Raw genomic sequence first — 25,293 nt, 5'->3', positions numbered from 1 at the left:
GGCCCCGCAGGGCCCTCGATTGCAACGTCGATCAGACGTTGAACAGGAAGTTCAGCACATCCCCATCCTTGACCACGTACTCCTTGCCCTCGGCGCGCATCTTGCCCGCTTCCTTGGCGCCGGCTTCGCCCTTCAGGGCGATGTAGTCGTCATAGGCAATGGTCTGGGCTCGAATAAAGCCGCGCTCGAAGTCGGTGTGGATCACGCCCGCGGCTTGTGGTGCGGTGGCGCCGACCTTCACGGTCCAGGCGCGCACTTCCTTGACGCCGGCGGTGAAATAGGTCTGCAGGCCGAGCAGCTTGTAGGCGGCGCGGATCAGGCGATCCAGGCCCGGCTCGTCCATGCCCATGTCGGACAGGAAGTCTTTCTTGTCCGCATCTTCCATCTCGGCGATTTCGGCTTCGATGGCGGCGGAAATTGCCACGATCGGCGCGTTCTGCTTCTTCGCAAATTCGGTCAGCTGGTCCAGCAGCGGGTTGTTGGTAAAGCCGGTGTCGGAGACATTGGCCACGTACATGGCCGGCTTGGCGGTGATCAGGTGCAGGTCACGGATCAGGGCCATCTCGTCGGCGTCCAGGCCCATGGTGCGCACTGGCTGGCCTTCGTTCAGGTGCGGCAGGATGCGCTCGCACATCGCGACCAGCTTGGCCGCGTCCTTGTCGCCCGAACGGGCCTTCTTGTTCTCGCGGTGGATCGCCTTTTCGACGGCGGTCAGGTCGGCCAGCGCCAGCTCGGTCTGGATGACCTCGATGTCGTCGATCGGGTTGACCTTGCCGGAGACGTGGATCACGTTGTCATCTTCGAAGCAACGCACCACGTTGACGATGGCGTCGGTTTCGCGGATGTGCGACAGGAACTGATTGCCCAGGCCCTCGCCTTTCGACGCGCCCGCCACCAGGCCGGCGATGTCCACGAATTCGACGATGGCAGGCACCATGCGCTCCGGCTTGACGATATCGGCCAGCGCCTGCATGCGCGGATCCGGCACCTCGACCACGCCGACGTTCGGCTCGATCGTGCAGAACGGGTAGTTCTCGGCCGGGATGCCGGCCTTGGTCAGGGCGTTGAACAGGGTGGACTTGCCGACGTTAGGCAGGCCGACGATGCCGCATTGGAGACTCATGGGAATTCTTTCTGATTCGGTGGACGCGGAGCGGAATGAAAGCCCGGCTCCAAAACCCCACATTGTAACCGCGGAAGGAGCAGGTTGCCGAAAAAAGCGGCGTGCCGGGACGCCGGCCAGGCAATGGGTAGAATGGGGCCGCTTCGATGACTCCTGCCATCCTGTCTCATGAAACGCTCCCGCATCCTCTTGCTTGCCCCTACTCTCATCCTCGCCTACCTGGCGATGGCCGCGCTCTGGGCATGGGTGTCATTCGACGCCGCCCTCGCCTCGGTGCCGGTGCCGCAGTTGGCGCCCCTGTCGCAGCGCCAGAGCGCCATCCTGCTGCGGGTCGAGGCCCCCGGCTTCTTCGGACACTATGGCCTGAGTATCGGCACCGGCCAGGGGCTGGCGACGATTTCCTCGGCCGTCGCGCGCGACGTATTCTTGCAGCGCGGACAGCTCGACGGCGTGCGGGGCGCCCTGCAGTCGATGTATCAACGCGTATTTGCCTGCTGCAAACGCATCGACCTGGGGCGCGATGTCATGGCGCTGGTGATCGATGCCCGGCTGACCAAGCACGAACTGCTGGCGCGCTACACGGCCAGCGTCTATATGGGCACCCACCAGGGCCGGCAGCTGCGGGGACTTCCCCAGGCGGCGCAGGCTCACCTTGGCAAGCCGCTCGAGGCCGCCACCGAACACGAATTCGTCACCCTGGTCGCAATGATCAAGGCCCCGAACCAGTTCCACCCGGTGCGCGATCCCGCGGCGCTGGCGCAGCGGTCGCGGCGCATCGAGGCCCTGCTGTCGGGCGCGTGCAAGCCTGATGGGTGGTTCGATACCGATTTCGACGCCTGCGACACCACGGCCCCGCGCTAGAGCGGCCGAATCCGCGCCAGGTCGGGCCTGGCCACGAACTCGGCCAACTCGTCCCGCAGCCGCTGCCCCTCACTCATCGCGCGCTGCCAGTGGCGGATGCGCGCGTCATGGTCGAGTCCGTGAAACTTGAAATCGGCGCGGTCTGGCAGTTTGCCGCGTGGCAGGGTGCGCAGGAAGTCGTCGGACGGCGCGACGATCAGCACGTTATCGAGCCAGCCGCGGTTGGCGCCACGTGCGGCGCGGCGCCATGGAAAGCCCTTGTCGAGCCAGCCCGGCACGATGTGCTGGGTAAAGTGCGGGTAGAGCACCAGGTCGCCCTTGGCCTGCCCGGCGGCGCGCGCATAGGGCAAGGCCAGGTGGTAGTCGATGATGCCGCCGTCCCAGTAGCTGCCGGGCGGCGCTTGCGCGATATCGGTGACCGGCTTCATCAGGAGTGGCAGCGTGCCCGACGCCAGCAAGCCGGTGGCCAGGTTGTCGCGTGTGAGCGAAGAAAAATGGGTAGTGAAAGCGTCGAAGCGCTCGCGCAGCCAGGGCGCCTGCGAACGCCCATCGCCGATTACCACGCGTTCGAGCAGGCGTCCGAGCCAGTCGCGCGAGCCGGCATTGTGCAGGGCCGCCGCGGCGAACCCGCGCAGTTCGGCGCCGGCGTGGCCTGGCGCGGCCAGCCGGCCCTTGCCGCGCACGGCCAGCAGGTGCAGGCGGTGGTGCGGGTGGTTGACGATGTCGTCTTCGTGGCCGCGCACGAATTCGCCCAGCAGGCCCTGCACGACTGCATGGATGTCGCCCTGGGATGGCTTCTTGCTGGCGTAGCGCTGGCCGGCGTACAGCTCGCCCAGGCGCGCAAAGGCCTTGGCCGGGTCGCGCTGGCAGGCGGCGGCCATGCGCCAGGCGCCGATCGAGGCGCCGATCAGGTCGCGCTCGCGCGGGGCCGAGGGCAGCCATTGGCCGAACATCCACGCGTCGAGCGCCTGGAAGATCAGCCCCTTCGGCCCGCCCGCGGCAGCCGGGACGATGGCGACATCTTGCGCGCGCAGTCCGTGCGCGCCGATCTGGGCCAGGGCCAGCGGCCCGGCATGGAAAGTAAGTGCCTTCATCGTCAAAATTATCGCAGGAAGAGCAGGCTTGTGCTCACGCAAGGGTACGACGGGGGTGCTGCGTACCATGGGTCGGTCGCGCCCCCCCGGAGCCTGCCATGCCGTTTCGCTTGATCCTGGTTTTCTTGTTGTTGTTCGCTACCAGCACGCCCGTTGCCGGCGAGCGCTTCCACCAGCATTTTACGGTCGAGGCAGATGGCTCCTACCTGCTCGAAGCCGAGCTGGTCCAGCACATCGGCAGTGCTGCCGCCATCGGGCTGCATGCCGAGCAGTTCGTCGGCTTCAATGCCTCGCTCGACGATGTGCTGGCCATCGAGGCCTGGACCGCCAAGGCCGACGGCCGCCGCGTGCCGGTGGCTTCTTACCAGATCCGCGAGCAGCAAGAAGCCGCGTCGCAGCAAGCGCCGATGTTCCAGGACACGCGCGTGAAAGTGGTGATCTTCCCCGCTGTCGCGGTGGGCGATACGCTGCACTTGCGTTACCGGCTGCGCCGCCATACGCCGCTGTTTCCCGGGCAGTTCGAGCACTTCACGGCGGCGCACCGCGTCCCTGCCCGCGACATGCGGCTGAGCTACGACCTGCCGGCGTCGATGGCGCTCCATGCCGATGCGGTCGGCTTCGAACAGGAGCCCGGCGACAGCCGTCCGGGCCGGCGCCGCACCAGCTGGCGTTATGTAGACGGCGGCAACAAACGCGTCGAGCACGGTTCGGTGAGCCATCTCGACTACGGCAATCGCCTGGCCGTCACCACCTTTGCCGATTACGCCGCGCTGGCCCTGGCCTATTCGGCCCGCGCCAAGGCGGCGGCGCAGCCCGATGCGGCCATCGAGCAGCTTGCCGCCGACATTGTCCAGGGCATTCTCGACCCGCATGCGCGCGCGATCGCGCTCTCGGACTGGGTCAGGCGCAACATCCGCTACGTCGCGGTCTACCTCGGTCGCGGCGGCGTGGTGCCGCATTCCGCCCCTGCCGTGCTGGCCAACCGCTATGGCGACTGCAAGGATCAGGCGGCGCTGCTGCAAGCCCTGCTGGCTGCGGCCGGCATGCCGGCCAGCGCCGCCTTGGTCAACAGCGGCACTGCCTACCGCCTGCCTTTGGTGCCGACGCTGGGCGTGCTCGATCACGTGATCGTGTATGTGCCGCAGCTGCAGCTATATCTCGACCCGGGCGCGGCAGGCGTCGCCGGCGGCTTGTTGCCACCCGCCCTGCTGGGCAAACCGGTGGTGCTGGCCGACAGCGGCGCATTTGCGATGACACCGGTATTCCAGCCGGCCCGCAGCCGCACGCTCACGCGCGTCGATCTGGCACCCGACGGCAGCCGCCGTTTCCAGGTGACGCGCTCCAGTGGGGATGCCGACCAGCACGGTGTCATCGAGGGTTTCGCCCAGTTGCCCGGCCCGGTCGCGCTGGCGACGGCTTTTCATGCCCGGGATGGTTTGATCGATGCGGTATTCAAGCTGGGACAGGAGCCGCGGCGGCAGCTGGACTTTGTCTGCCCGGCGATCGACGCCCAGCACGAGCTGCGTTACCGCTTGCCGGCCAATACGCGCGTGCTCGCGCTACCGCAAGCGCTGGTGGTGGACGACGGCAGGTTCTTCTACCGCTCGCAATATGCGCGGCGCGGCGCGACCGTGGTGGTCAAGCGGCGCCTGCAGTTCCGGCATACGGCGGCAACCTGCACGCCGCAAGACTACCGCGTCATGCGGCCGGCGCTGGTGCGCATGATGCGCGACCTGGAAGGACAGGTGCTGGTGCAGGTGCAGGGACGCTAAACCAGCATCAGGCGCTGTGCAGCTGCATGGTCGCTACGTCCATCTTGCCTTCGCAGACCAGCGCAATGATGCGCAGGCTCTTGTCGATCGACTCTTCGATCAGCACCTGCTCTTCGCGGCGCGGGCGGTTCAGCACGAAGTCGGCGACGCCCTGCTGCAGGTTCAGGCTGCGCGGATGACCGATGCCGATGCGCAGGCGCCAGTAATCCTGGGTGCCGAGGCTGGCCGTGATGTCCTTCAGCCCGTTGTGGCCGCCCGACGATCCGCCCTTTTTCAGCTTGGCCACGCCCGGCAGCATGTCGAGCTCGTCGTGCACCACCAGGATTTCGTCGGGATTGATCTTGTAGAAGCGCGCCAGCGTGCCCACCGACTGGCCGGAGCGGTTCATGTAGGTCAGCGGTTCGAGCAACCACACCTCGTTGCCGGCGATCCGGGTTTTCGCCACCAAGGCGTTAAAGCGCGTTTCACGCTGCAGGCGGCAGCCCGGCAGCGAATTGGCCAGGTTGTCCACCAGCCAGAAGCCGGCATTGTGGCGGGTTTGTTCGTATTCCGGGCCCGGGTTGCCGAGGCCGACGATGAGGCGGATGGACATGCGTCGTCTTGATTCTTGGAAAAACAGGATTATCGCGCAAAATGGCCGCTGTCATGCGCCAGCAAGGCGCCAACAAAAAACCCGCCGGGCAAAGCCTCGGCGGGTTTTTGTTTCCGTCACAGCGCTTGCGCGCTGCGAAAGAAGAAATTACTCAGCAGCAGCAGCGTCAGCGGCAACAGCGCCACGTGGGATCGACGACGTCACGACGGTCAGGTTCTGGCCGTGGGTCAGCGCGGTCACGCCTTCTGGCAGGGTCAGGTCGTCGGTGTGGATCGACTGGCCGGCTTCGAGCTTGGCCAGGTCGACTTCGATGAACTCAGGCAGCTTGCCTGGCAGGCAGGACACGTCCAGCTCATTGAGCACGTGCGAGATCACTGCCGAGCTCAGCTTGACGGCTGGCGAGGTCTCGGCGTTGATGAAGTGCAGTGGCACCTTGGTGTGGATCTTCTGCGATGCGTCGACGCGCTGGAAGTCAGCGTGCAGGACCAGTTGCTTGAATGCGTGCATCTGGAAGTCGCGCAGCAGGACTTGCTGGGTTTCGCCTTCGATTTCGAGGTCGAGCACGGAACCGTGGAATGCTTCTTTCTTGAGCGCGTGCCAGAGGGCATTGCCGTCCAGGGTGATCAGCACTGGGGCAGCGGTGCCACCGTAGATGATGCCTGGGGTTTGTCCAGCCTTGCGCAGGCGGCGGCTCGCTCCGGTGCCCTGCAGGGTGCGGTTGGTTGCAACAACTTTCATGTGAAACTCCAAATATAAATGGGCCCGAATGCCGACACAGGTGCGCCGGCCCGGTATCCCAATTGTGGTGACCACCCCCGCGACCAGGGGCAGTCATGAAAGAGCGCCAACTGCGCGCTCAAGATTCTATGAAGACGTCAACGGCGCGCCGGCTTTCCAGCCTGGCGCGCCGCCAACACAGCATGCGATATGGCTTATTCGGCGAACAGGGAAATCACCGAATCGCCCTTGACGATGCGCTTGAACGTCTCGGCCAGCAGTGGTGCGCTGGTGAGCTGGCGGATCTTGGTGCAGGCCGCGCCAGCTGCGCTCAGCGGGATGGTGTCGGTGACAACCAGCTCGTCGAGCGGCGAATTGTTGATACGGTCGATTGCCGGACCCGACAACACAGGGTGGGTGCAATAAGCAACGACTTTCTTGGCGCCGCGCTCCTTGAGCACTTCTGCAGCCTTGCACAGCGTGCCGGCGGTGTCGACCATGTCATCCATGATGACGCAGTTGCGGCCTTCGACTTCGCCGATGATGTTCATGACTTCTGATACGTTCGCCTTCGGACGGCGCTTGTCGATGATCGCCAGGTCGCAGCCGAGACGCTTGGCCAGGGCGCGTGCGCGCACCACGCCGCCAACGTCGGGCGAGACCACCAGCAGGTCGTCGTAGTTACGCTTTTGCAAATCGCCCAGCAGGATCGGCGACGCATAAATATTGTCGACCGGGATATCGAAGAAGCCCTGGATCTGGTCCGCGTGCAGGTCCATGATCAGGACGCGCTCGACACCGGCTTCTTCCAGCATGTTGGCCACCACCTTGGCCGAGATCGCGACGCGCGCCGAACGTGGGCGGCGGTCCTGGCGGGCGTAACCGAAATAAGGGATCGCGGCGGTGATGCGGCCAGCCGATGCGCGCTTGAGCGCGTCAACCATCAGGATGATTTCCATCAGGTTGTCGTTGGTCGGCGCACAGGTCGATTGCAGCACGAAGACGTCTTTACCGCGCACATTCTCGTTGATCTCGACCATGACTTCGCCATCCGAGAATTTCGAGACGACTGCTTTGCCGAGTGGAATGCCGAGGTTTTTAGCGACCCCCTCTGCTAGCGCCGGATTAGCGTTGCCGGTAAAAACCATCAGGTTTTCGTAAGCCATGGAGGAAGTCCCAAGAGATAGAAGAGTTGACACTTGAAAAACAATCAGCCGGCTGAACCGGCTGATGTTTGACGACGCTACGATGCCGATGCTTGCGGAGCACTGCACCGCTGTTTTTGCCCGCCGGATGCATTCGCATCGACAGCCGGGAAAACTTTGGCAGGGGAACAAGGATTCGAACCTTGGTATGCCGGAATCAAAATCCGGTGCCTTAACCAGCTTGGCGATTCCCCTACACGACTGCACTTGCTTGCCGTTACATTCTGCGTATTTTACCGCTTAACGTCTCGACAGGCAAAATTTTATTCTACAACTCACTGTTTCTGCAAGAGTAATTTCATCGGGTGGCTTGCCAGCGCATGTGCCTTCCATGCACGCCACGGAGTTGAAGCTCCCGCGGGCACCAAGGCCAACACCTGCTCGGCTTCGCGTTCGCCCGAAAAAGCGCAAAACACGCATGCTCCCGACCCAGTCATCCTGGCATCGCCGTGCCTGCCCAACCATGCCACCGCCTCTGCTACCGGCGGGAACAGGCGCTCAGCCACGTCCTGCAAATCATTCTTTCCAAAGCCATTTTGCTTGCCTGAAACAACAAGGCTGCTGGAAAAGTCCGCTATTGTAACCGGCTCCGAATCCCGCGTCAAATCCGGCGCTGAAAATATTGCTGGGGTAGGCACGGCGACACCTGGCTCGATGACGACATACCAGCAGTCCGGCCCGGGCACCGGCAGCAGGCTTTCGCCCACCCCTTCGGCGAACGCGGTCTGGCCGAACAAAAAGAACGGAATGTCGGCGCCCAGCGGCAGGCCAAGCGTCATCAACTCTTGCTGGGTCAAGCCAGCCTGCCACAGGTGGTTGGCCGCCATCAGTGCGGTAGCGGCATCGGACGACCCACCGCCCAGGCCGCCGCCCATCGGCAGGATTTTCTCCACCGCCACGTCCAGGCCCGGCGGCAGCCGGCCGTGGCGCTGCGCATACTGCGCCTGCAGCAGGCGCAAGGCGCGCACGATCAGGTCCTGCTCGGCCGGCACGCCGGGGACCTCGGTAGTGCGCACGATCTGCTGGTCGGTGCGCAGGTCGAAATGCAGGGTGTCGGCGCGGTCGATCAGCTGGAACACGCTCTGCAGCAGGTGGTAGCCATCGGCGCGGCGGCCGGTGACGTGCAGGAACAGGTTGAGCTTGGCTGGAGCCGGGCAATGGTGCAGCGAGCGCATGGCGGTCTCAGCCCTGCCCTGCGGCGTTCACGACGATGCGTATCGACAGGTCCTGGATGTCGCCCGCTGCGGCGCGTTCGGCGTGGATGATGCGCGGCACCGGCTGCGCCGCCGCGGCGTCGTGCCAGTCGACGAAGCGCAGGCGCCAGCCATCCCTGGTCACCACGGTGTTGTTTGCCGGCGAGGCGCCAAAGCGCTGGCCCTGAGCATCGACGGCATAACCCTGCAGCCAGTCGCGCAGGCCCGAGACCGGCAACGGCCAACCCAGCGCCTGCTGCGTCAACCCATCGATACTGGGCGCGCTAAGCGGCGCCCGGCCGGCCTGGGTCAGCGTCGCCATGCCGGGCGCGACGGCAATGGTGGCTACCGTCTGCCCCAGCGGCGACACCAGCTCGACGTCGACGTGGTCTGCGCGCTGCGCCCAGTTGAAATTGCCGTTCAGCGATTCGGTCTTGCCGTCTTTCTGGTAATTCACTGCCAGTCGGCCGTTGAGCTCGATGCTATCGCGGTAGGCGCCGACGGTGGCGCGGTTGGTGCTGGGAGTGGCGCAGCCGGCCAGGATGGCGGCGGCAAGGACGAGCAGGTTCAGGCGTCGGGTAATTGGCATTGGCAAAAAATCAGTGTTGGATCGTCGTGGGCAGGCAGCGATTATTTCACAAGCTCTGCCGCAGCCGCGCCAGCGTGCTGCGCAGCGTGTCGTTGTGCGGATCCTTGGCGCGCGCTTCGCGCCATAGTTGCTGGGCGTCGGCCTGCTTGCCCTTCTGGAACAGCACTTCGCCCAGGTGCACGGCAATTTCCGGGTCGCGCCGCAGCGCATAGGCCCGGCGCAGGTGGATTTCGGCGTCGTCCAGCTGGCCCAGGCGGTAATACACCCAGCCCATGCTGTCCATGATGAACGGGTCGCCCGGCGCCATCTCGAGCGCCTTTGCAATCAGCGCCAGGGCTTCCTGCAGGCGGATATTACGCTCGGCCAGCGAATAGCCAAGGGCGTTATAGGCATGGTGGTTCTCTGGCGCCAGCACCATTACCTCGCGCAGCACCTTTTCCATGACCTCGACCCGGCCGGTCTTCTCGGCCAGCAGCGCAAAGTCGTACAGCAGGTCGGGGTTCTTCGGGAAGCGCCGGGCCGCCGCTTCCATCAGCGCATAGGCTTCGGGCAGCTGGCCGGCATCGCGCAGCAGCTGCGCCTGCACCACCTCTACTTGGGCCTGCAGCGCCGGCTCGGCGGGCTTGATGCTGGCCAGCAGCCGGCGGGCACCGGCCAGGTCGCCGCCCTTGGCGAGCAAGCCTGCGCGGCGCACCTGGGCATTGAACAGCAGTTGCGGCTCGGTGCCGGCCGGGACCTTCTCGAGCCATTGCCTGGCGGCGGCGAGGTCGCCGCGCTCTTCGGCCAGTTGCGACAGCATCAGCAGTGCCCGGCTCGGGTCGCGCTCGTCATTCGGATTGCGGCCGAGGATCTCGACGAAACGCGTGAAATAGCTCTCGGCGGCCTTGGGGTCGTTCATCTGGCTGGCCAGCACGCCCAGCGCGTACAGGTTGCCGGCGTCGTCCGGCCGCGTCGCAAGCAGGGTCTCGAACTGCGCGCGCGCCTGCTGGTACTGCTTCTGGTTGACCAGGATTCGGGCATGGGCGGCGCGCACTTCGCGCGCGTTCGGATGCTTGTCGAGGAAGGCGGCCAGCATCGGCGCCGCCTTGGCGTCGTCGTCCAGCACCTGGGCCATCATCAGCATGGCGATCTCGGAATCGGGCTGGGCCGCCAGCGCCGCCTGCGCCTCGCGCACGGCCGCCGGCTTGTCGGCGCGCGCCAGCGCCGCCTGGGCGCGCACGATGTGTGCTTCCAGCGTGCCTTGATACGGGGCGACGATGCGGTCGAGCATGGCGGCTGCGGCGGCCTTGTCCTTGGCGCGTCCCAGCAGCTGCTGGATCTGGAACATCAGCATGCCCCTGCCCTTGGCAGACGCCGCCTTCAGGCGCTCGACAAAGATCGGCTCGACTTCGGCGATGTTGTCCGACGTGACCAGGATGCCAACGAAATACTGGGTGGCCTCGTCAGAGGCCGGATCGAGTTCGCGCCACAGGCGCACGGCAGCGAGCGTGTCGTCGGACTGGCGGGCCGTCACCGCGATCTCGGCCGCACGGCGTGCCAGCCGCGGGTCGCGCGTTTGCTGGGCCAGCGACAGCATGGTGAGGTAGGGCCCCTGCCAGTCGCCATTGCGAAATCCGAACTCGGCCCTGAGCAACTGGTTCAGCATGCTGCTGGTCAGTTCGACCTTGGGCAGGCGCGCCTCGACCTCGGCCCGTAGCGCGTCGAGTTCTTCGGGCGAGGCCGTCGCCGCCCTGTCGTTCTGGTCCTGGTCCTGGTCCTGGTCCTGGTCCTGGTCCTGGTCCTGGTCCTGTCCGGACAGAACACCGGCGCCAGCGGCGAGTGCCGGCCGATCGGGCGCGAGCGCGCCCGCCGCCAGGATGCTGGAGAGAGTTACAATGACGAAAGCGTTTTTCAAGGCAAGTCCGGGTTCTTGGAGGTTGTCTGATTCTACGCTCAAGCGTGCCCGCGTGCACTGCGGCGCTGTCGGTGCCAACCCGCTTTTCAAGAATTCTTACCCGCCTGTCCATGCCTGAACTGCCAGAAGTCGAAGTCACCCGGCGCGGAGTCGCGCCCCATATCGAAGGCCGGGTCGTCCAGGCCGTGGTCATGCGCCGCGAAGGGCTGCGCTGGCCTTTCCCGCCAGGCCTGTCCGGCTTGCTGGTCGGGCAGCGCATCACCCATACCGACCGCCGCGGCAAATACCTGCTGATCCATTTCGGGCACGGTGCCCTGATCATCCACCTCGGCATGTCCGGCCACCTGCGCGTGCTGCCGCCTGGAGTCGAGCCGCGCAAGCACGACCACTTCGACCTGGTCGTCGACGGCGCAGACGGCCAGCAGGTGCTGCGCCTGCACGATCCGCGCCGCTTCGGCGCGGTGCTCTGGCACGACCAGCAAGAAGGCGAACTGGGCAACCATCTGCTGCTGCGCGGGCTGGGCGTGGAGCCGCTGGGCGAGGGCTTTTCGGGCGCGTTGCTCTACCTGCAGACGCGCAAGCGCAGCGCACCGATCAAGCAGGTGCTGCTGGCCGGCGATATCGTGGTCGGTGTCGGCAATATCTATGCGTGCGAAAGCCTGTTCCAGGCCCGCATCAACCCGAAGACGCCCGCCGCCCGCATCAGCCGCGCCCGCTACGAGCGGCTGGCCCAGGCGATCAAGGAGATCCTGGCCGCCGCCATCGTCCAGGGCGGCAGTACCCTGAAAGACTTTATTGCCGTAAACGGGCAATCCGGGTATTTCCAGCAGTCATATTTCGTCTATGATCGAGCTGGAGTGCCCTGCCGCAACTGTGGCGCACCGATCCGCCAGATCAAGCAGGGCCAGCGTTCTACTTTCTACTGCATACAGTGCCAGCGCTGAGGCGTTTCTCAGGGCGGCCCCTAACAGGCAAACAACCATGCAGGATCTTCAACAGTTTGGCGCCTGGCGCGCCGCCGTTACCGCCGCGCTCGAAGCGTACGGCGCGGCGCTGCGCGCTGCCGCGCTGATCGACGGCGCTGGCGAGCAGCAGCTGGCGCGGGCGCTGGCGCGGCTGCGCGACGACCGCCTGTCGGTGGCTTTCGTGGCCGAGTTCTCGCGCGGCAAAACCGAGCTGATCAACGCCATCTTCTTTGCCGACTACGGCCAGCGCATCCTGCCCTCGAGCGCCGGACGCACCACGATGTGCCCGACCGAGCTGCTCTACGACGCGGCGCTGCCGCCCTGTATCCGCTTGCTGCCGATCGAGACCCGCGCCGCGCGCCTGGCGACCAGCGACCTGCGCGAAGACCCCGACGCCTGGACCATCCTGCCACTGCAACTCGATGCGCCGGACGGCATGATCGACGCCTTCCAGCAGGTGAGCCGAACCCGGCGCGTGCCGGCGCACGAGGCCGAGCGCTATGGCCTGTATGACCCGAGCGATCCCGATACGGCCGCCAGCCTGGGGGCCGATGGCACGGTAGAAATCCCGCAATGGCGCCACGCCATCATCAACCTGCCCCACCCGCTGCTCAAGCAGGGGCTGGTGATTCTCGACACGCCGGGCCTGAACGCAATCGGCACCGAGCCGGAACTGACCCTCAACCTGATCCCGAATGCGCATGCGGTGCTGTTCGTGCTGGCCGCCGAAACCGGCGTGACCAAGAGCGATATCGATGTCTGGCGCACCCATATCGGCGCCGGGCCAGGCCGGCTGGCGGTGCTCAACAAGATCGATGCCATGTGGGACGAGCTGCGCACGCCCGAGCAGAACGACGCCGAGATCGCGCGCCAGCAGCTAGGCGTAGCGCGCGCACTGGGACTGGACAGCGCGCGCGTGTTTCCGGTGTCGGCGCAAAAGGCGCTGGTCGGCAAGATCAACGGCGACCTGGCCTTGTTCGAGAAGAGCCGCCTGGGCACGCTCGAAGCGGCGCTGTTTCACGACCTGATCCCGGCGCGCAAGCAGATCATCGGCAGCCAGCTACACCTGGAGCTCGACCAGCTGGCCGCCGGCCACGCGGCGCTGGCCGGCACGCGCTTGCGCGACCTGGCCGATCAGCTGCAGGAGCTCAAGAGCCTGCGTGGCAAGAACCAGGGCGTGATCGCCCACATGATGCGCCGCGTCGAGTTTGAAAAGAAGGAATTCGACGCCAGCCTGTTCAAGCTGCAGGGTACCCGTGCGGTGTTCGCGCGCCTGTCGACCGAGCTGTATTCGACACTCGGCATGGACACCGTGCAGGCGCAGACCGAAGCGGTGCGCGCCGACATGCAGGCGGCGCGCTTCGCGACCGGCATGCGCCAGCCGGTGCGCGCCTTCTTCGACAGCGCGCGCGCCAACCTCGACGCGTCCGATGCCAAGGTGGCCGAGATCGGCGCGATGATGGACAGCATGGTGCGCAAGTTCGCGGCCGAGCATGGCCTGGCGCTGGCCAGCCCGATGCCGCTGTCGCTGGCGCACCACCGGCGCGAGATCGACCAGGTCGAAGCGCTGTTTCTCAAGCAGTTCGGCACCGCCACCTTGCTCATGACCAGCCGCGCAACCCTGCTGGAGCGCTTCTTCGATTCGATCGCCTCGCGCGTGCGCCACAGTTTCCGCGCCGCGAACCAGGAGGCCGAAGCCTGGCTGAAGGCGATCATGGCGCCGCTGGAAACCGCGATCCGCGAGCACCGCGAGCAGTTGCGCGGGCGCCAGGCGTCGATCGGCCGCATCTTCGAGGCCACCGACAGCCTGGAACAAAAAATCACCGCCCTCAAGACTACCCGCCTGGCGCTGGAAGACAAACGCGCGCAGCTGGCCAGCCTGGCCGCACAGGTCGCCGCCACACTCGAGACGCGCACCTAGGAACACCCCTGCATGAAACGCTTGACCGAATTCGACCAGCTGGCCGACCCCACTTTCTCTACTGCCGTGATCGACTGGCAGCGCAGCCACGGCCGCCATACGCTGCCGTGGCAGAACACCACCGACGGCTACCGCATCTGGCTGTCCGAAATCATGCTGCAGCAGACCCAGGTCGCGGCGGTGCTCGGCTATTACGCGCGTTTCCTGGAGCGTTTTCCGAGCGTGCAGGCGCTGGCCGAGGCGCCGCTCGACGACGTCATGGCGCACTGGAGCGGCCTGGGTTACTACACCCGCGCCCGCAACCTGCACGCCTGCGCCCGGCGCGTGGTGCTGGAATACGGCGGCGTGTTTCCGGGCGACCCGGCGCTGCTGGCGGAATTGCCGGGTATCGGCCGCTCGACCGCGGCGGCCATCGCGGCGTTCTCGAGCGGCGCGCGGGCCGCGATCATGGATGGCAACGTCAAGCGCGTGTTCGCGCGGGTATTCGGCATCGACCAGTATCCGGGGGAAAAGCGTGTCGAAGACGCGCTATGGCGGCGCGCGGACGCGCTGCTGCCAGAAGAAGGCATCGAAGCCTACACCCAGGGCCTGATGGACCTGGGCGCGACGCTGTGCACCCGCAGCCGCCCCGATTGCCCGCGCTGCCCGCTGCGCGCGCGTTGCGTCGCCCATGCCACCGACCGCACGGCGCAGCTTCCGATACGCAAACCCAAAAAAACGTCGCCCGAAAAACGCGCCGCCCTGCTGGTGGTGCTGGACCGCGGCCAGGTGCTGCTGGAGCAGCGCCCCGGCAGCGGCATCTGGGGCGGGCTGATGTCGCTGCCCGAAGCCGACGGCCACCTGGGAATCGAGGTGCAGGCCATGCAGTCTTCAGGGGTCGCCGCGGCGGCCGCCCAGTTCGGCGCGGTGGAAGACATCCAGGCGCTGCGTCCGCTGGTGCACGTGTTCACCCACTACAAGCTGCACATCGCGCCGTGGCAGGTGACACTGTCGGCGCGCGCCGGCGCAAGCGCACGCCATGTGTGGTGGGATCTGGAGCGCATCGACGCGGCGCCGCTGCCGGCGCCGGTAAAGAAGTTGCTGCTAGCATTGGCCAGGCCGGGCTTGTTCGACGACCTGCCGGCCACCCCTACGCTCTAGAAATGATCCAGCGAAAAAATCCGGCGATGCTCCCTGATCGCATACCGGTCCGTCATGCCAGCAATATAATCTGCGATCTTTCTGGCCTGCCCCTGCGGGTCGCCTTCGACCTGGTAATCCTGGGGCAGCAGCACCGGGTCTTGTAGAAACCCGTCGAACAGCTCGCGCACGATGCGGCTGGCCTTGACGCGCATGCGATTGACTTGGAAATGGCGGTACAGGTTCGCGTACAAAAAACGCTTGAGCGCCGTGGTTTCGGCACGCATCTGGCTTGAAAAACGGATCAGCGGCGGCGCGGCGCGCACCTCGTCGATGTGGCGCGGCGCGGCTTGCGCGATCAGGGTGGCCGAGGTCTCGACCAGGTCGGCCGTCATCTGGGTGATCATCAGGCGGATCGTCTCGTACAGCGCGCGCCGGCCCGGCAGGCCCGGGTAACGTGCCTCCACCGCGTGGCGGTGGCGCGCGAACAATTCGACTTCTTCCATCTGCGCCATGCTCAACAGGCCGGAACGCAGGCCGTCGTCGATGTCGTGGTTGTTGTACGCGATCTCGTCGGCCAGGTTGGTCAGCTGCGCCTCCAGGCTCGGCTGGCTGCGCTCGATGAAGCGCTGGCCCAGTTCGCCAAGCTCGCGCGCATTGTTCAGCGAGCAGTGCTTGAGGATGCCCTCGCGCGTCTCGAACGTGAGGTTCAGGCCATCGAAGGCGCCGTAATGCTCCTCGAGCTGGTCGACCACCCGCAGGCTTTGCAGGTTGTGCTCGAAGCCGCCGAAGTCTTTCATGCATTCGTTGAGCACGTCCTGGCCGACATGCCCGAACGGCGTGTGCCCGAGATCGTGCGCCAGCGCGGTGGCTTCGACCAGGTCTTCGTTCAGTTGCAGGCTGCGCGCCAGCGTGCGGCCGATCTGCGCCACCTCGATGCTATGGGTCAGGCGGGTGCGGAACAGGTCGCCCTCGTGGTTCAGGAAGACCTGGGTCTTGTACTCAAGGCGGCGAAAGGCCGTGGAGTGGATGATGCGGTCGCGGTCGCGCTGGAATTCGCTGCGCGAACCGGCTGGCGCCTCAAGGTGCCGGCGCCCGCGCGACTTCGACGAATGGGCGGCGTAGGGGGCCAGGCGGGCGTCGAAGTCCATGACGCTCATGCTACGCAGGCGGCCAGCGTGGCCCGCAGCAGTTCCGGCGGCGCGCTGGTGATCGACGGCGCGCCCAGTGGCTTGAGCAGGATGAACTTGATCTCCCCGCCCTCGTTCTTCTTGTCGACCGCCATCAGTTCGATCCAGCGCTCCAGGCCCAGGTCGGGCGCCCTGGTTGGCAGGCCGGCCGCGGCCACCAGCGCGCGGATGCGCTCGACGGTGGCCGCGTCAACCAGGCCCAGGCGCGCCGACAGGTCGGCCGCCATCACCATGCCGCAGCCGACTGCTTCGCCGTGCAGCCAGTTACCGTAGCCCAGGCCCGATTCGATCGCGTGGCCGAAGGTGTGGCCGAAATTGAGCACGGCGCGCAGGCCGCCCTCGCGTTCGTCCTTGCGCACCACCTCGGCCTTGATCTCGCACGAGCGTGCGATCGCATAGGCCATCGCCGCGGGCTCGCGCGCGACCAGCCGGTCGATGTTGCTCTCGATCCAGGCGAAATAGGCCGCATCCAGGATCGCGCCATGCTTGATCACTTCGGCCAGGCCGGCGGACAGTTCGCGTGCGGGGAGCGTGTCGAGGGTGGCGGTGTCGGCGATCACGGCGCGCGGCTGGTAGAAAGCGCCGATCATGTTCTTGCCGAGCGGGTGGTTGATGCCGGTCTTGCCACCCACCGAGGAATCGACCTGCGACAGCAGCGTGGTCGGCACCTGGACAAACGCCACGCCGCGCATGTAGCTGGCGGCGGCGTAGCCGGTCAGGTCGCCGATCACGCCGCCGCCCAGCGCTACCAGGGTCGTCTTGCGGTCGCATTTGTTGGCCAGCAGCGCGTCGAACACCAGGTTCAGCGACTGCCAGTTCTTGTGCTCTTCGCCGTCGGGCAGGATGATCTCGAGCACCTCGCGGCCCGCGGCGCGCAATGCGCCGGCCACCGTGGCCAGGTATAGCGGCGCGACGACGTTATTGGTGACGATGGCCACCTTGCCGCTGTCGATGTGGCGGGTCAGGTGGCAAGCCAGTTGTGCGGCGTCGCCCAGCAGGTCGCGGCCGATCGCGATCGGGTAGCTGCGTTCGCCCAGTTCGACGTTGAGGATGGTGCTTGCCTGTTCGTTCATCGCGTCGCTTGCCAGTATCTGCCCGCGTCCGGTGTCGAGCGCGGCGAGCTGGTCCAAAATGGTCTGTACCATCGATTGTACGTTAGGTCGGCCAGTGTCGATGACCAGGTCCGCAATCTCGCGGTAGAGCGGGTCGCGGGCGACCAGCAGTTCTTCGAGCTTGGCGCGCGGGTCGGCGGTCTGCAGCAGCGGACGGCTCTTGTCGTGCGAGGTGCGCTGCAAGATGCTGCCGATGGCGGCGCGCAGGTAGATGACGGTGCCGCGCTCGGCCAGCAGCGCGCGGCTGGCCGGGTCCAGCACGGCGCCGCCGCCGGTGGCCAGCACCAGGTTGTCCTGGCCGGTCAGGTCGCGGATCATGTCGGCTTCGCGGCGGCGAAAGCTCGGCTCGCCCTCGATTTCGAAGATCCACGGCACCGAGGCGCCGGTACGCGCTTCGATCTCGTGGTCCGAGTCGACGAAGCGCTTGCCGAGCCTGCGCGCGAGCTGGCGTCCAATGGTGGTCTTGCCCGCCCCCATCAGGCCAACGAGGAAGATATTGTTGTTCTTGGGATGAGGCACTGCCAGGTCCGCAGAAATAAAAAAGACGGCCAGTATAGACTGGCCGCCTCTGTTTGCGTCAATCGATCGGTGGCTCAGGCCATCAAGGGCAGCTGAATGTAACCCTGAACGGATAAGAGGTTACCGCGCCGCGCGGCGAGGTCACGGTGACGTCGAAGGTCGCTACGCTGCCGGCCGTGCATGGCTTCTGGCCGGCACTGGTGATCGTGAAGCGGTGGGTCGAGCCCTGGTTGCCATCGACCGTGTTGCCGGTCGGATCGTCTGCCCCCGATTTGTTATGCGGGAAGATATTCGGCACGATATCCGGCACCACCCCGACCACGTTGCCATTGGCGATGCCCGTCACGGCCACCGTCGAGCCGGCCGGCAGCGGGTTCAGGTTCAGGTCGTTCAGCTGCAGCGTGAACACCAGCGGATCGTCGGCTGGCACCGGACCGATGGCAGTGGCGACGACTTTCGACAGCTGCGCCCCGCCGTTGAGGAACACATTGTCCGCAAAGCCGCCGCTGAAGAACACCGCCGATTTGGCGAATTGGGTCTCCACGCCATCGGTGGTGCTGGCGCAGATCGTGGCCACGCCCCGGCGGGTGGCGTCGGGAGACGCGCCTGCACCGGTATTGCATGGGGTAGCCGGGGTATTCGGCTGGGGCTCGCGCGGGTTCTGGGTACGGAAGTCGACCGAGCAGCCGCCGTTGAGCGTGTTGCAGCCGCCTTTGTTCGACGAGCCGATCGCCCCCATGTTGGTCTGGAATACCACCGGCGTGCCGTCGGCCACCGGATTGCCGAAGCCGTCGGCCAGCAGGATATTGAACGTGGTTGCAGGCGTGGTCGGGCCGCTGTCGAAGCTCCAGCCTTCGAGATTGGCCGTGCCCACGCTCAGCGACACCGAGCGCTGCACCGGCAGGCCGGTGGTCACGACGATCGAATCGGACGTGGTCGAGATATCCGGACGGTTGGCAGTGGCGGTCTGCGGCAGCGTAGCCTGAACCCGGAAGGTGGTCGGCGAGCTGCGCGAATTGACGGTCGTGATGACCTCGCCGTTCTGGTCGGTGGTGTCGCTCGCCTTGTTCAGCGTCACGGCGCCTGCCGGGGCTACGCTGAAGTCGACGCGCTGGCCCACCAGCGGCCGGTCGAAGATATCGAACACGCGGAAGCGCAGGGTCGCGGTCTCGGTGCGGTTGATGCCGCCCTGGCCCTGGATCACGATCGATTTATCGTTCGGCACCGCCGAGACGAATTGCACCGACGCCGCCGCCGGCGGTGCGATCTGCAGCGTTGCCGAGGCCGGAGTGGCCACGCCGTCGGCGGTGGCCGTGATCACGTCGTTGTTGCCGCAGCCCTGGTCGCGGTAGACCGCCTGTGCGGTGCCGTTGTTGGTGGCGGACGTCGCCACCAAAGTAGCCTTGCCGGCCGCGACGCAGGCTGACGAGAATTTCACTACCACCTGTTGCGCGGTGTACTTGGCGCCGTTGGCCAGCACGTCGAGCGAGACTTCGGTGGAGCCGTAGGCCGGGATGCTGGCCTGCGACAAGCGCAGCGCGCTGAAGCTCAGCGCGGTGGCGCCGACCGAATAATTCGATTCGCTGGTCACGGTGGCGCCGCCGATGACGGCGGTGGCCGTCACCTTGCCGGCGCCGCCCGCGGCCAGGCTGGCGGTGCGCATCGTGACGCTGGCGTTGCCGGACGCGTCGCTCAGGCTGGTGCCGGCGGTCGGCGAGAACACCGCCAGCTCGGCGTCGGTGGCGAACGACACCAGCACATTGGGCAACGGCTTTCCCGCAGGGTCGCGTACCAGGGCGCGCACGGTCAGCGGCGTCGCGCCGGTCAGCGTGTTGCTGGACTGGCCGCCAGCATCGACAAAGCCGATGCTCACGGTCGGCGCCAACGGCGTCACAGGTGGTACCGGACTGGCGTTGCCGCCGGCACCGCCACCGACGGCGCCGGGGTTGCCGCCCCCGCCGCCGCAGGCTGCCAGTGCCATCGCCAGCGCCAGCGCGGCGCCGCCCTTGAGGTAATTCGAATGCGGGGTTGTCATGTCGGTGTTGTTGTTATCGATGGATGATGGACAGGCGTTCAACGCGCGGCTGCAGCGTCGGTCACGATCCTTGGCGTGATGAAAACCAGCAGTTCGGTCTTGGTGCTTTCGCGGCCCTGGGTCTTGAACAGGTAGCCCAGTACCGGGACGTCGCCGAGCAGCGGCACCTTGGTCTCGTTGGTGCGTTCGGTCTGCTGGTAGATGCCACCCAGGACCACCGTGCCGCCGTTCTCGACCATCACCTTGGTCTTGACGTGCTGGGTGTTGATGGCGAAGCCGGCGCGGGTTTCCTCGCCTTTCGAATCCTTGTTGACATCGACCTCGAGCACGACATTGCCGTCCGGGGTGATCTGCGGCGTGACTTCCAGGCGCAGGTTGGCCTTCTTGAAGGTAATCGAGGTCGCGCCGCTGCTGGTGGCGACCTGGTAAGGCAGTTCGATACCCTGCTCGATCACGGCCAGCTGCTTGTCTTCGGTGACCACGCGCGGGCTCGAGATGATCTTGCCCTTGCCGTCCGCTTCCAGTGCCGACAGCTCCAGGTTCAGGAAGCGGTTGGCGGCCGACGAGAACAGGCTGAAGGCAAGCGAGGACGGCGCGATGCCGCCGATCGCCGCGGCCGGCAGGTTCACCAGGGTGCTGTTGGCGAAGGCATCGCCACCGGTCTGGCCGGTTACCGTGCCGACCCCGCCCAGGTTGCCGCCGATGGCGACCCGCTCGTTGCCGTTGACCTGCCAGCCGGCGTCGCCACCGCGCACGCCGCGCAGGTCGGTGAAGCCCAGCTTGGCGCCAAGGTTGCGCGAGAAGCCGTCGTTCGCTTCCACCAGGCGCGCCTCGATCAGCACCTGCTTCGAGGCGACGTCGGTCTTCTGGATCAGCTTGCGGATATCCTCGATCTTGGAGGCCACGTCGGTAACAAACAGCTGGTTGGTGCGCGGATCGATCACCGCGCTGCCGCGCCGCGACAGCACGCGGTTCTTGCTATCGGCAGCGGCCCCGCCGGCGGCGTCCAGGCCGAACACGCTGCGGAAGGACTCGACCTTCTGGTAGTTGAGCTGGAAGATCTCGGAGCGCAACGGCTCGAGGTCGGCGATCTGGGCGCGCTGCTCGAGCTCGAGCTTCTCTTTGGTCAGCAGTTCTTCGCGCGGCGCGATCCACAGCACGTTGCCGTTCTTGCGCATGTCCAGGCCCTTGGCCTGCAACACCACGTCGAGCGCCTGGTCCCACGGCACGTCGCGCAGGCGCAGTGTCAGGTTGCCGGTGACCGAATCGCTGGTGATGATGTTCAGGCCCGAGATGTCGGCGATCGCCTGCAGTGCGGCGCGCACCTCGACGTTCTGGAAGTTGAACGATAGTTTCTCGCCGCGATAGCCGGTGCTGCCCTGGCCAAGCTTGTTGGCGTCTTCCTTGACCGGGCGCACGTCCACGATCAGCTGGGTGTCGCTCTGGTAGACCGATTGTTCCCAGGTGCCCTGCGCATCGATGGTCATGCGCACGTTCTGGCCTTGCGTAGCGGTGGTGATGCGCGCGACCGGAGTGCCGAAGTCGGTCACGTCGAGGCGGCGGCGCAGCGTTTCCGGCAAGCCGGTCTTGAGGAAGTCGACCAGGATCTGGTTGCCCACCTGGCGCACGTCGACGCCGACCTGGCCATGCGGCAGGTCGACCACGACGCGCCCTTCGCCGTTGCTGCCACGGCGGAAATCGAGGTCGCGCAACAGTTGCCGGCCAGCCGGCACCGGAGCGCTGCTTGCCACCGGCAGGCCGGACGCATTCACCGCCTGCGCCACGCCGCCCGATCCTTCGACGGTGACGATGATCGACTTGCCGTCGATCGCTGCGGCATAGTTGAGCGGGCGCGCCAGGTTCAGCACCATGCGGGTGCGTTCGCCGGCCTGCACCAGGTTCAGGCTGCGCACGTCGCCCAGGTTGATGTCCTGGGACGTCTTGCCGGTGGCATTGGTGGTGGCGCCGAAATCGAGCGCGATGCGGGCCGGGCTGGTAATCGAGAAGCCGATCGGGGCCCTGGCCGGGGCTTCGCGCATGGCGATGTTGAGCACCACGTTGGTGCCCTGCTGGTTGGCCGTGATCGACTCGATCGCGTTGCCCTGCGCGGCAGCGGCAGCGGCCCCCAGCGCCAGCAGCATGGCGGCGCCACTGCGGGCCAGCCAGAGCGGCAAGGTCATGCGAATGTTGGTAATTGGGCTCATTTCCCGGTCTCCTTGCTTTCAGCTAACTCGATCGTCGCCTTGCGTTCGACCCAGTCGCCGGTGGCGTCCTGCACTACTTCCCTGATGTCGATCGCGCTGTCGGAAACGCGCGTGATCAACCCGTGATTCTGGCCGATGCGCTGGCCGACCCTGACCTGGTGGAGCAGGGCGTCGATCTGTACCAGCGCATAACTGGCGCCGCCTTTTTGCAGCGTGCCCACCATCCGCATCATGTCAAGTGGATAGCTCTCGAGCGGCTCGCGTGGGCGGTTCAGGTTCGGTTGCATCGGATTGCCCGATGCCTGCGCCACGCGGGCCATCTCGCCCAGCAGCTTGTCGGGGCTGAACGGCTCGACCGCACCACCGGGATTATAGGCGTAGGGCACGAACTGCTTCGGTTCCGGCAGCGGCTTGACGGCCGGCACGGTCTCGCGCTCGACCTGTTCCATCCAGTCGCGTACTTCCTTGACGTCGCCGTCGCCGCAGCCGGCCAGCAGTGTCGCGGCGCACAGCGCGCCGATTAATCGCAGGCGCATCATTTCTTCGCTCCCTTGGCCGACTTGCCCTTGCCCTTGCCCTTGCCTTTGTTCTTGCCCTTCTTGTCGTCGCGCGCCTTGTTCTGCGCATCGATTTCTTCAGGGTCGAGGTAGCGGAAGGTCTTGGCGATCGCCTCCAGCTGCAGCACGCCGTCCTTGGACGTCAGTGCCATGTTGTTGAGTGTGACGATGCGCGGCAGGTTGGCCATGTCGGCGGCAAAGGCGCCCACATCGTTGTACTTGCCGCTGACCTTGATGTTGATCGGCAGTTCGGCGTAGTAGTCGCGCACTACTTCCTGGCCCGGCTTGAACAGCTCGAACTGCAGGCCGCGGCCAACGCCGGCCTGATTGATGTCGGACAGCAGGTCCGCCATTTCCGACTTGTTCGGCAGCTGTTTCTCGAGGCGCTCGACATACTGGTCGACCTGCACCTTCTGCGCCTGCAGGGCTTCGAGGTTGATGGCCTGCGCCATCTTGGCCTTGTATTCGGTGCGCAGCGTGGCTTCTTCCCTGGCGCCCTTCTTCTGCTTCTCGAACTGGCCATCCCAGTAGAAGAAATAACCGAGGCCGATGACGGCTGCCATCACGCCGGTGGCGCACAGCAGGCGCGGGGCCAGCGGCCACTGGCCGGGCTGGCGGCCCTGCAGGTCCTGGAATTGCGACGCGAGGTTGGCGCCGAGGTCTTTGAGGTCGATATTCATGGTGCTTTTACCTTCGCGGCCGCGCCGGCATCGTCAGCCTGCTGTTCGCGCGGACGCTTGATGGCCACGTCCATGCTGAACTCGACGACCTTGCGCCCGGTCTTGCTCTGCGCCAGCGGGGCAACCTTCACTTCGGTCAGGTGCGGGCGTTCGAGCCACGGCGACGGTCCGGAGACGTTGCGCAGCAGCTCGGCCACGCGTTCCTGCGACTGCGCATATCCAACCAGCGTGACCTTCTGGCCATCTTGCCGGAACCCTTTCAGGTAGACCCCTTCCGGGGTCTGTCGAACCAGCTCGTCGAGCAGGTAGACCGGCTGGTTGCGGTCGCCCTGCAAATCCTCGACCGCCTGCTGGCGCGCCTTGAGGGCTTCGATTTCTTCCTTGAGCGTGTTGATCGCGCCGATCTTCTTGTCCAGTTCCGCGCTGGCGGTCTTGAGCACCAGGTTGCGCTGGTTCTGGATGGCGATGCGGCTGGCGTTGTAGCCGCCTACCAGCAGCACCACCAGGGCGCCGACGATGCCCCCCAGGGCCAGCAGCGCGACGAAGGCTTTTTGGCGCTGCTTGCGGCGGGCTTCGCGGTGGGGTAACAGGTTAATGCGGATCATCAGCCGAACCTCCGCATGGCCAGGCCACAGGCGACCAGGTAGCCGGCGCCGTCCATGCGCAGCTGTTGTTCGCGCACCTGCGGGCCATGCGCCATGCCGTCGAATGGCGCCACGATGCTGCTGGCGATGCGGCTGCGGCTGCCGATCAGCTCGATCAGGCCCGGAAGCGCAGCGCAGCCGCCGGCCAGGTACAGGGCGTCGATCCGGGTATAAGGCGTAGAGGTAAAGAAGAACTGGATCGCGCGGGTGATCTCCAGCGCCGCGCTCTCCATGAAGGGCCCTAGCAGGTCGGCGCGGTAGTTCTCTGGCAGGTCGCCTGTCTTCTTGCGGGTTTCGGCTTCTTCGAAGGCCATGCCGTAGGCGCGCACGATATCCTGGGTCAGCTGGTTGCCGCCGAAAGGCTGCTCGCGTTCGTAGATGGTGTCGCCGTCTTGCAGCACCGACACGTGGGTGGACACGGCGCCGATCTGGAACAGCGCGATGATCTGGCCGGCCTTGCCGCCGGCGACACGCGCCAGCGCGGCGCGCGCCGCATACGATTCGATATCCATCACGGTGGCGCTCAAGCCAGCCGCTTCGGCGATCGCCACGCGGTCCTCGACCTTCTCGCGGCGCGCCGCGGCCAGCATGACTTCCATGTCTTCCTGCGAATGCGGGGCCTGGCCGATGACGTCGAAATCGAGACTGACCTCGTCGAGCGCGAACGGGATGTACTGGCTGGCTTCGGATTCGACCTGCACTTCCAGCTGGTCTTCCGACATGCCCGCCGGCAGGATGATTTTCTTGGTAATGACCGAGGCCGGCGGCATGCCAAGCGCGACATGCTTGGCGCGGGTGCCGCTCTTGGTCCAGACCCGGCGCACCGCGTCGGCGACCTGCTCGATGTTTTCGATATTGCCGTCGACGACAGCGCCGCGCGGCAGCGGCTCGGCGGCGAAGCGCTCCAGGCGCAGCTCGCCCTTGCCGGCGTCGGCCAGCTCGACCAGGCGTACGCCCGACGTGCTGATGTCGAGTCCCGCCAATGGCGGACTGGACTTGCCGAACAAGGAATCTAGATTGATCACGCGCCTACTCCCTGGTGCCCATCCCGCTGGACGCGGGATTCGATGTTGAACGCCCGCACGCGGGATTTGTTTCGATAAACCTGCCGCAAATCACATAATTGATGCACATATATGAGGCAGTGCCTGAGATCGTAGCAATAAGGATGCACCCCGACAAGATATTTCTTTACAGGAACATGCCAATCCGGCGCGCGCACGCCACACTCTGGCATCCAGTGTTATCACCCCTGCTACGACCGTTTCCACCTTGCCATTACCACTTGGCCCATTGCACTGATTCCA

21 protein-coding genes and 1 tRNA gene are annotated in these 25,293 nt (G+C 65.9%); 5 read left to right on the top strand and 17 right to left on the bottom strand.

Annotated features, from left to right (window positions below):
* Positions 1 to 31 precede the first annotated feature (31 nt).
* Complete coding sequence (gene ychF / locus NRS07_RS03075) at positions 32 to 1,123, bottom strand: redox-regulated ATPase YchF (protein WP_259211076.1); 1,092 nt, start codon at positions 1,121 to 1,123, stop codon at positions 32 to 34.
* 168 nt (positions 1,124 to 1,291) lie between these two features.
* On the opposite strand from ychF, the gene NRS07_RS03070 reads away from it, so the two are divergent.
* A complete protein-coding gene (locus NRS07_RS03070; protein ID WP_259211072.1) occupies positions 1,292 to 1,984 on the top strand; it encodes a transglycosylase domain-containing protein in 693 nt (230 codons plus the stop codon).
* Here NRS07_RS03070 and NRS07_RS03065 read toward each other — a convergent pair.
* Positions 1,981 to 3,078 carry a patatin-like phospholipase family protein gene (locus tag NRS07_RS03065; RefSeq protein ID WP_259211069.1) on the bottom strand — a complete coding sequence of 366 codons (1,098 nt, stop codon included), beginning with the start codon at positions 3,076 to 3,078 and terminating at the stop codon, positions 1,981 to 1,983. The two genes, NRS07_RS03070 and NRS07_RS03065, sit on opposite strands and share 4 nt — an antisense overlap.
* A 98-nt stretch (positions 3,079 to 3,176) precedes the next feature.
* Here NRS07_RS03065 and NRS07_RS03060 point away from each other — a divergent pair, with 98 nt between their 5' ends.
* Complete coding sequence (locus tag NRS07_RS03060; RefSeq protein WP_259211067.1) at positions 3,177 to 4,850, top strand: DUF3857 and transglutaminase domain-containing protein; 1,674 nt, start codon at positions 3,177 to 3,179, stop codon at positions 4,848 to 4,850.
* A 7-nt stretch (positions 4,851 to 4,857) separates the two neighbouring features.
* Here NRS07_RS03060 and pth read toward each other — a convergent pair whose 3' ends face one another.
* The 7 genes from pth to NRS07_RS03025 form a co-directional block, all read right to left on the bottom strand.
* On the bottom strand, positions 4,858 to 5,442 hold the full coding sequence (pth, locus tag NRS07_RS03055) for an aminoacyl-tRNA hydrolase (protein WP_259211064.1): 585 nt from the start codon (positions 5,440 to 5,442) through the stop codon (positions 4,858 to 4,860).
* A 147-nt stretch (positions 5,443 to 5,589) separates the two neighbouring features.
* Positions 5,590 to 6,180 carry a 50S ribosomal protein L25/general stress protein Ctc gene (locus NRS07_RS03050; RefSeq protein WP_259211061.1) on the bottom strand — a complete coding sequence of 197 codons (591 nt, stop codon included), beginning with the start codon at positions 6,178 to 6,180 and terminating at the stop codon, positions 5,590 to 5,592.
* A 194-nt stretch (positions 6,181 to 6,374) separates the two neighbouring features.
* Entirely contained in the window at positions 6,375 to 7,325 is a 951-nt protein-coding gene (locus NRS07_RS03045; protein WP_259211059.1) for a ribose-phosphate pyrophosphokinase, read from the bottom strand.
* 157 nt (positions 7,326 to 7,482) lie between these two features.
* A tRNA-Gln gene (locus tag NRS07_RS03040) sits at positions 7,483 to 7,559 on the bottom strand.
* A gap of 80 nt (positions 7,560 to 7,639) precedes the next feature.
* Complete coding sequence (gene ispE, locus NRS07_RS03035) at positions 7,640 to 8,539, bottom strand: 4-(cytidine 5'-diphospho)-2-C-methyl-D-erythritol kinase (protein WP_259211057.1); 900 nt, start codon at positions 8,537 to 8,539, stop codon at positions 7,640 to 7,642.
* A 7-nt stretch (positions 8,540 to 8,546) separates the two neighbouring features.
* Entirely contained in the window at positions 8,547 to 9,146 is a 600-nt protein-coding gene (locus NRS07_RS03030) for an outer membrane lipoprotein LolB (RefSeq protein WP_259211055.1), read from the bottom strand.
* A 46-nt stretch (positions 9,147 to 9,192) separates the two neighbouring features.
* Positions 9,193 to 11,040, bottom strand: coding sequence for a tetratricopeptide repeat protein (locus NRS07_RS03025; RefSeq protein ID WP_259211053.1), 1,848 nt, complete (start codon positions 11,038 to 11,040; stop codon positions 9,193 to 9,195).
* 110 nt (positions 11,041 to 11,150) lie between these two features.
* On the opposite strand from NRS07_RS03025, the gene mutM reads away from it, so the two are divergent.
* The 3 genes from mutM to mutY are packed head-to-tail and all read left to right on the top strand — an operon-like array spanning position 11,151 to position 15,066.
* A complete protein-coding gene (mutM, locus tag NRS07_RS03020) occupies positions 11,151 to 11,984 on the top strand; it encodes a bifunctional DNA-formamidopyrimidine glycosylase/DNA-(apurinic or apyrimidinic site) lyase (RefSeq protein ID WP_259211051.1) in 834 nt (277 codons plus the stop codon).
* Between the two features lie 37 nt (positions 11,985 to 12,021).
* Positions 12,022 to 13,926: a dynamin family protein gene (locus tag NRS07_RS03015; protein ID WP_259211049.1), complete on the top strand. Its 1,905-nt coding sequence runs from the start codon at positions 12,022 to 12,024 to the stop codon at positions 13,924 to 13,926.
* Between the two features lie 12 nt (positions 13,927 to 13,938).
* Positions 13,939 to 15,066, top strand: a complete 1,128-nt coding sequence (gene mutY / locus NRS07_RS03010; protein WP_259211047.1) for an A/G-specific adenine glycosylase — start codon at positions 13,939 to 13,941, stop codon at positions 15,064 to 15,066.
* Here the strand turns inward: mutY and NRS07_RS03005 are convergent.
* The 8 genes from NRS07_RS03005 to NRS07_RS02970 all read right to left on the bottom strand — a co-directional run bounded on the left by NRS07_RS03005 (position 15,063) and on the right by NRS07_RS02970 (position 25,011).
* Positions 15,063 to 16,205, bottom strand: a complete 1,143-nt coding sequence (locus NRS07_RS03005; protein ID WP_373889853.1) for a deoxyguanosinetriphosphate triphosphohydrolase — start codon at positions 16,203 to 16,205, stop codon at positions 15,063 to 15,065. The two genes, mutY and NRS07_RS03005, sit on opposite strands and share 4 nt — an antisense overlap.
* Positions 16,202 to 17,824: a bifunctional shikimate kinase/3-dehydroquinate synthase AroKB gene (gene aroKB / locus NRS07_RS03000; protein WP_373889883.1), complete on the bottom strand. Its 1,623-nt coding sequence runs from the start codon at positions 17,822 to 17,824 to the stop codon at positions 16,202 to 16,204. The genes NRS07_RS03005 and aroKB overlap by 4 nt, the downstream gene beginning before the upstream one ends.
* Before the next feature lie 124 nt (positions 17,825 to 17,948).
* A complete protein-coding gene (locus NRS07_RS02995) occupies positions 17,949 to 19,901 on the bottom strand; it encodes an Ig-like domain-containing protein (RefSeq protein ID WP_259211042.1) in 1,953 nt (650 codons plus the stop codon).
* Positions 19,902 to 19,939: 38 nt separating this feature from the next.
* On the bottom strand, positions 19,940 to 22,081 hold the full coding sequence (gene pilQ / locus NRS07_RS02990; RefSeq protein ID WP_373889882.1) for a type IV pilus secretin PilQ: 2,142 nt from the start codon (positions 22,079 to 22,081) through the stop codon (positions 19,940 to 19,942).
* Positions 22,082 to 22,101: 20 nt separating this feature from the next.
* Positions 22,102 to 22,644 carry a pilus assembly protein PilP gene (locus tag NRS07_RS02985; protein WP_259211040.1) on the bottom strand — a complete coding sequence of 181 codons (543 nt, stop codon included), beginning with the start codon at positions 22,642 to 22,644 and terminating at the stop codon, positions 22,102 to 22,104.
* Positions 22,641 to 23,342 carry a type 4a pilus biogenesis protein PilO gene (locus NRS07_RS02980; protein WP_259211039.1) on the bottom strand — a complete coding sequence of 234 codons (702 nt, stop codon included), beginning with the start codon at positions 23,340 to 23,342 and terminating at the stop codon, positions 22,641 to 22,643. The genes NRS07_RS02985 and NRS07_RS02980 overlap by 4 nt, the downstream gene beginning before the upstream one ends.
* On the bottom strand, positions 23,339 to 23,947 hold the full coding sequence (locus tag NRS07_RS02975; protein WP_259211036.1) for a PilN domain-containing protein: 609 nt from the start codon (positions 23,945 to 23,947) through the stop codon (positions 23,339 to 23,341). The genes NRS07_RS02980 and NRS07_RS02975 overlap by 4 nt, the downstream gene beginning before the upstream one ends.
* A complete protein-coding gene (locus NRS07_RS02970; protein ID WP_259211033.1) occupies positions 23,947 to 25,011 on the bottom strand; it encodes a pilus assembly protein PilM in 1,065 nt (354 codons plus the stop codon). The genes NRS07_RS02975 and NRS07_RS02970 overlap by 1 nt, the downstream gene beginning before the upstream one ends.
* Positions 25,012 to 25,293: the final 282 nt, after the last annotated feature.

Source organism: Massilia sp. H6, assembly GCF_024802625.1.
Classification (GTDB): domain Bacteria; phylum Pseudomonadota; class Gammaproteobacteria; order Burkholderiales; family Burkholderiaceae_D; genus Telluria.
The sequence above is the reverse complement of the archived record's forward strand: the minus strand, read 5'-3'. Positions and strand labels throughout refer to the sequence as shown.

Bases quoted from the DNA above. Each gene is read 5' to 3' on its own strand.
- ychF (WP_259211076.1), bottom strand. From the start codon at position 1,123: ATGAGTCTCCAATGCGGCATCGTCGGCCTGCCTAACGTCGGCAAGTCC.
- NRS07_RS03070 (WP_259211072.1), top strand. From the start codon at position 1,292: ATGAAACGCTCCCGCATCCTCTTGCTTGCCCCTACTCTCATCCTCGCC.
- NRS07_RS03065 (WP_259211069.1), bottom strand. From the start codon at position 3,078: ATGAAGGCACTTACTTTCCATGCCGGGCCGCTGGCCCTGGCCCAGATC.
- NRS07_RS03060 (WP_259211067.1), top strand. From the start codon at position 3,177: ATGCCGTTTCGCTTGATCCTGGTTTTCTTGTTGTTGTTCGCTACCAGC.
- pth (WP_259211064.1), bottom strand. From the start codon at position 5,442: ATGTCCATCCGCCTCATCGTCGGCCTCGGCAACCCGGGCCCGGAATAC.
- NRS07_RS03050 (WP_259211061.1), bottom strand. From the start codon at position 6,180: ATGAAAGTTGTTGCAACCAACCGCACCCTGCAGGGCACCGGAGCGAGC.
- NRS07_RS03045 (WP_259211059.1), bottom strand. From the start codon at position 7,325: ATGGCTTACGAAAACCTGATGGTTTTTACCGGCAACGCTAATCCGGCG.
- ispE (WP_259211057.1), bottom strand. From the start codon at position 8,539: ATGCGCTCGCTGCACCATTGCCCGGCTCCAGCCAAGCTCAACCTGTTC.
- NRS07_RS03030 (WP_259211055.1), bottom strand. From the start codon at position 9,146: ATGCCAATTACCCGACGCCTGAACCTGCTCGTCCTTGCCGCCGCCATC.
- mutM (WP_259211051.1), top strand. From the start codon at position 11,151: ATGCCTGAACTGCCAGAAGTCGAAGTCACCCGGCGCGGAGTCGCGCCC.
- NRS07_RS03015 (WP_259211049.1), top strand. From the start codon at position 12,022: ATGCAGGATCTTCAACAGTTTGGCGCCTGGCGCGCCGCCGTTACCGCC.
- mutY (WP_259211047.1), top strand. From the start codon at position 13,939: ATGAAACGCTTGACCGAATTCGACCAGCTGGCCGACCCCACTTTCTCT.
- NRS07_RS03005 (WP_373889853.1), bottom strand. From the start codon at position 16,205: ATGAGCGTCATGGACTTCGACGCCCGCCTGGCCCCCTACGCCGCCCAT.
- aroKB (WP_373889883.1), bottom strand. From the start codon at position 17,824: ATGGGGGCGGGCAAGACCACCATTGGACGCCAGCTCGCGCGCAGGCTC.
- NRS07_RS02995 (WP_259211042.1), bottom strand. From the start codon at position 19,901: ATGACAACCCCGCATTCGAATTACCTCAAGGGCGGCGCCGCGCTGGCG.
- pilQ (WP_373889882.1), bottom strand. From the start codon at position 22,081: ATGACCTTGCCGCTCTGGCTGGCCCGCAGTGGCGCCGCCATGCTGCTG.
- NRS07_RS02985 (WP_259211040.1), bottom strand. From the start codon at position 22,644: ATGATGCGCCTGCGATTAATCGGCGCGCTGTGCGCCGCGACACTGCTG.
- NRS07_RS02980 (WP_259211039.1), bottom strand. From the start codon at position 23,342: ATGAATATCGACCTCAAAGACCTCGGCGCCAACCTCGCGTCGCAATTC.
- NRS07_RS02975 (WP_259211036.1), bottom strand. From the start codon at position 23,947: ATGATCCGCATTAACCTGTTACCCCACCGCGAAGCCCGCCGCAAGCAG.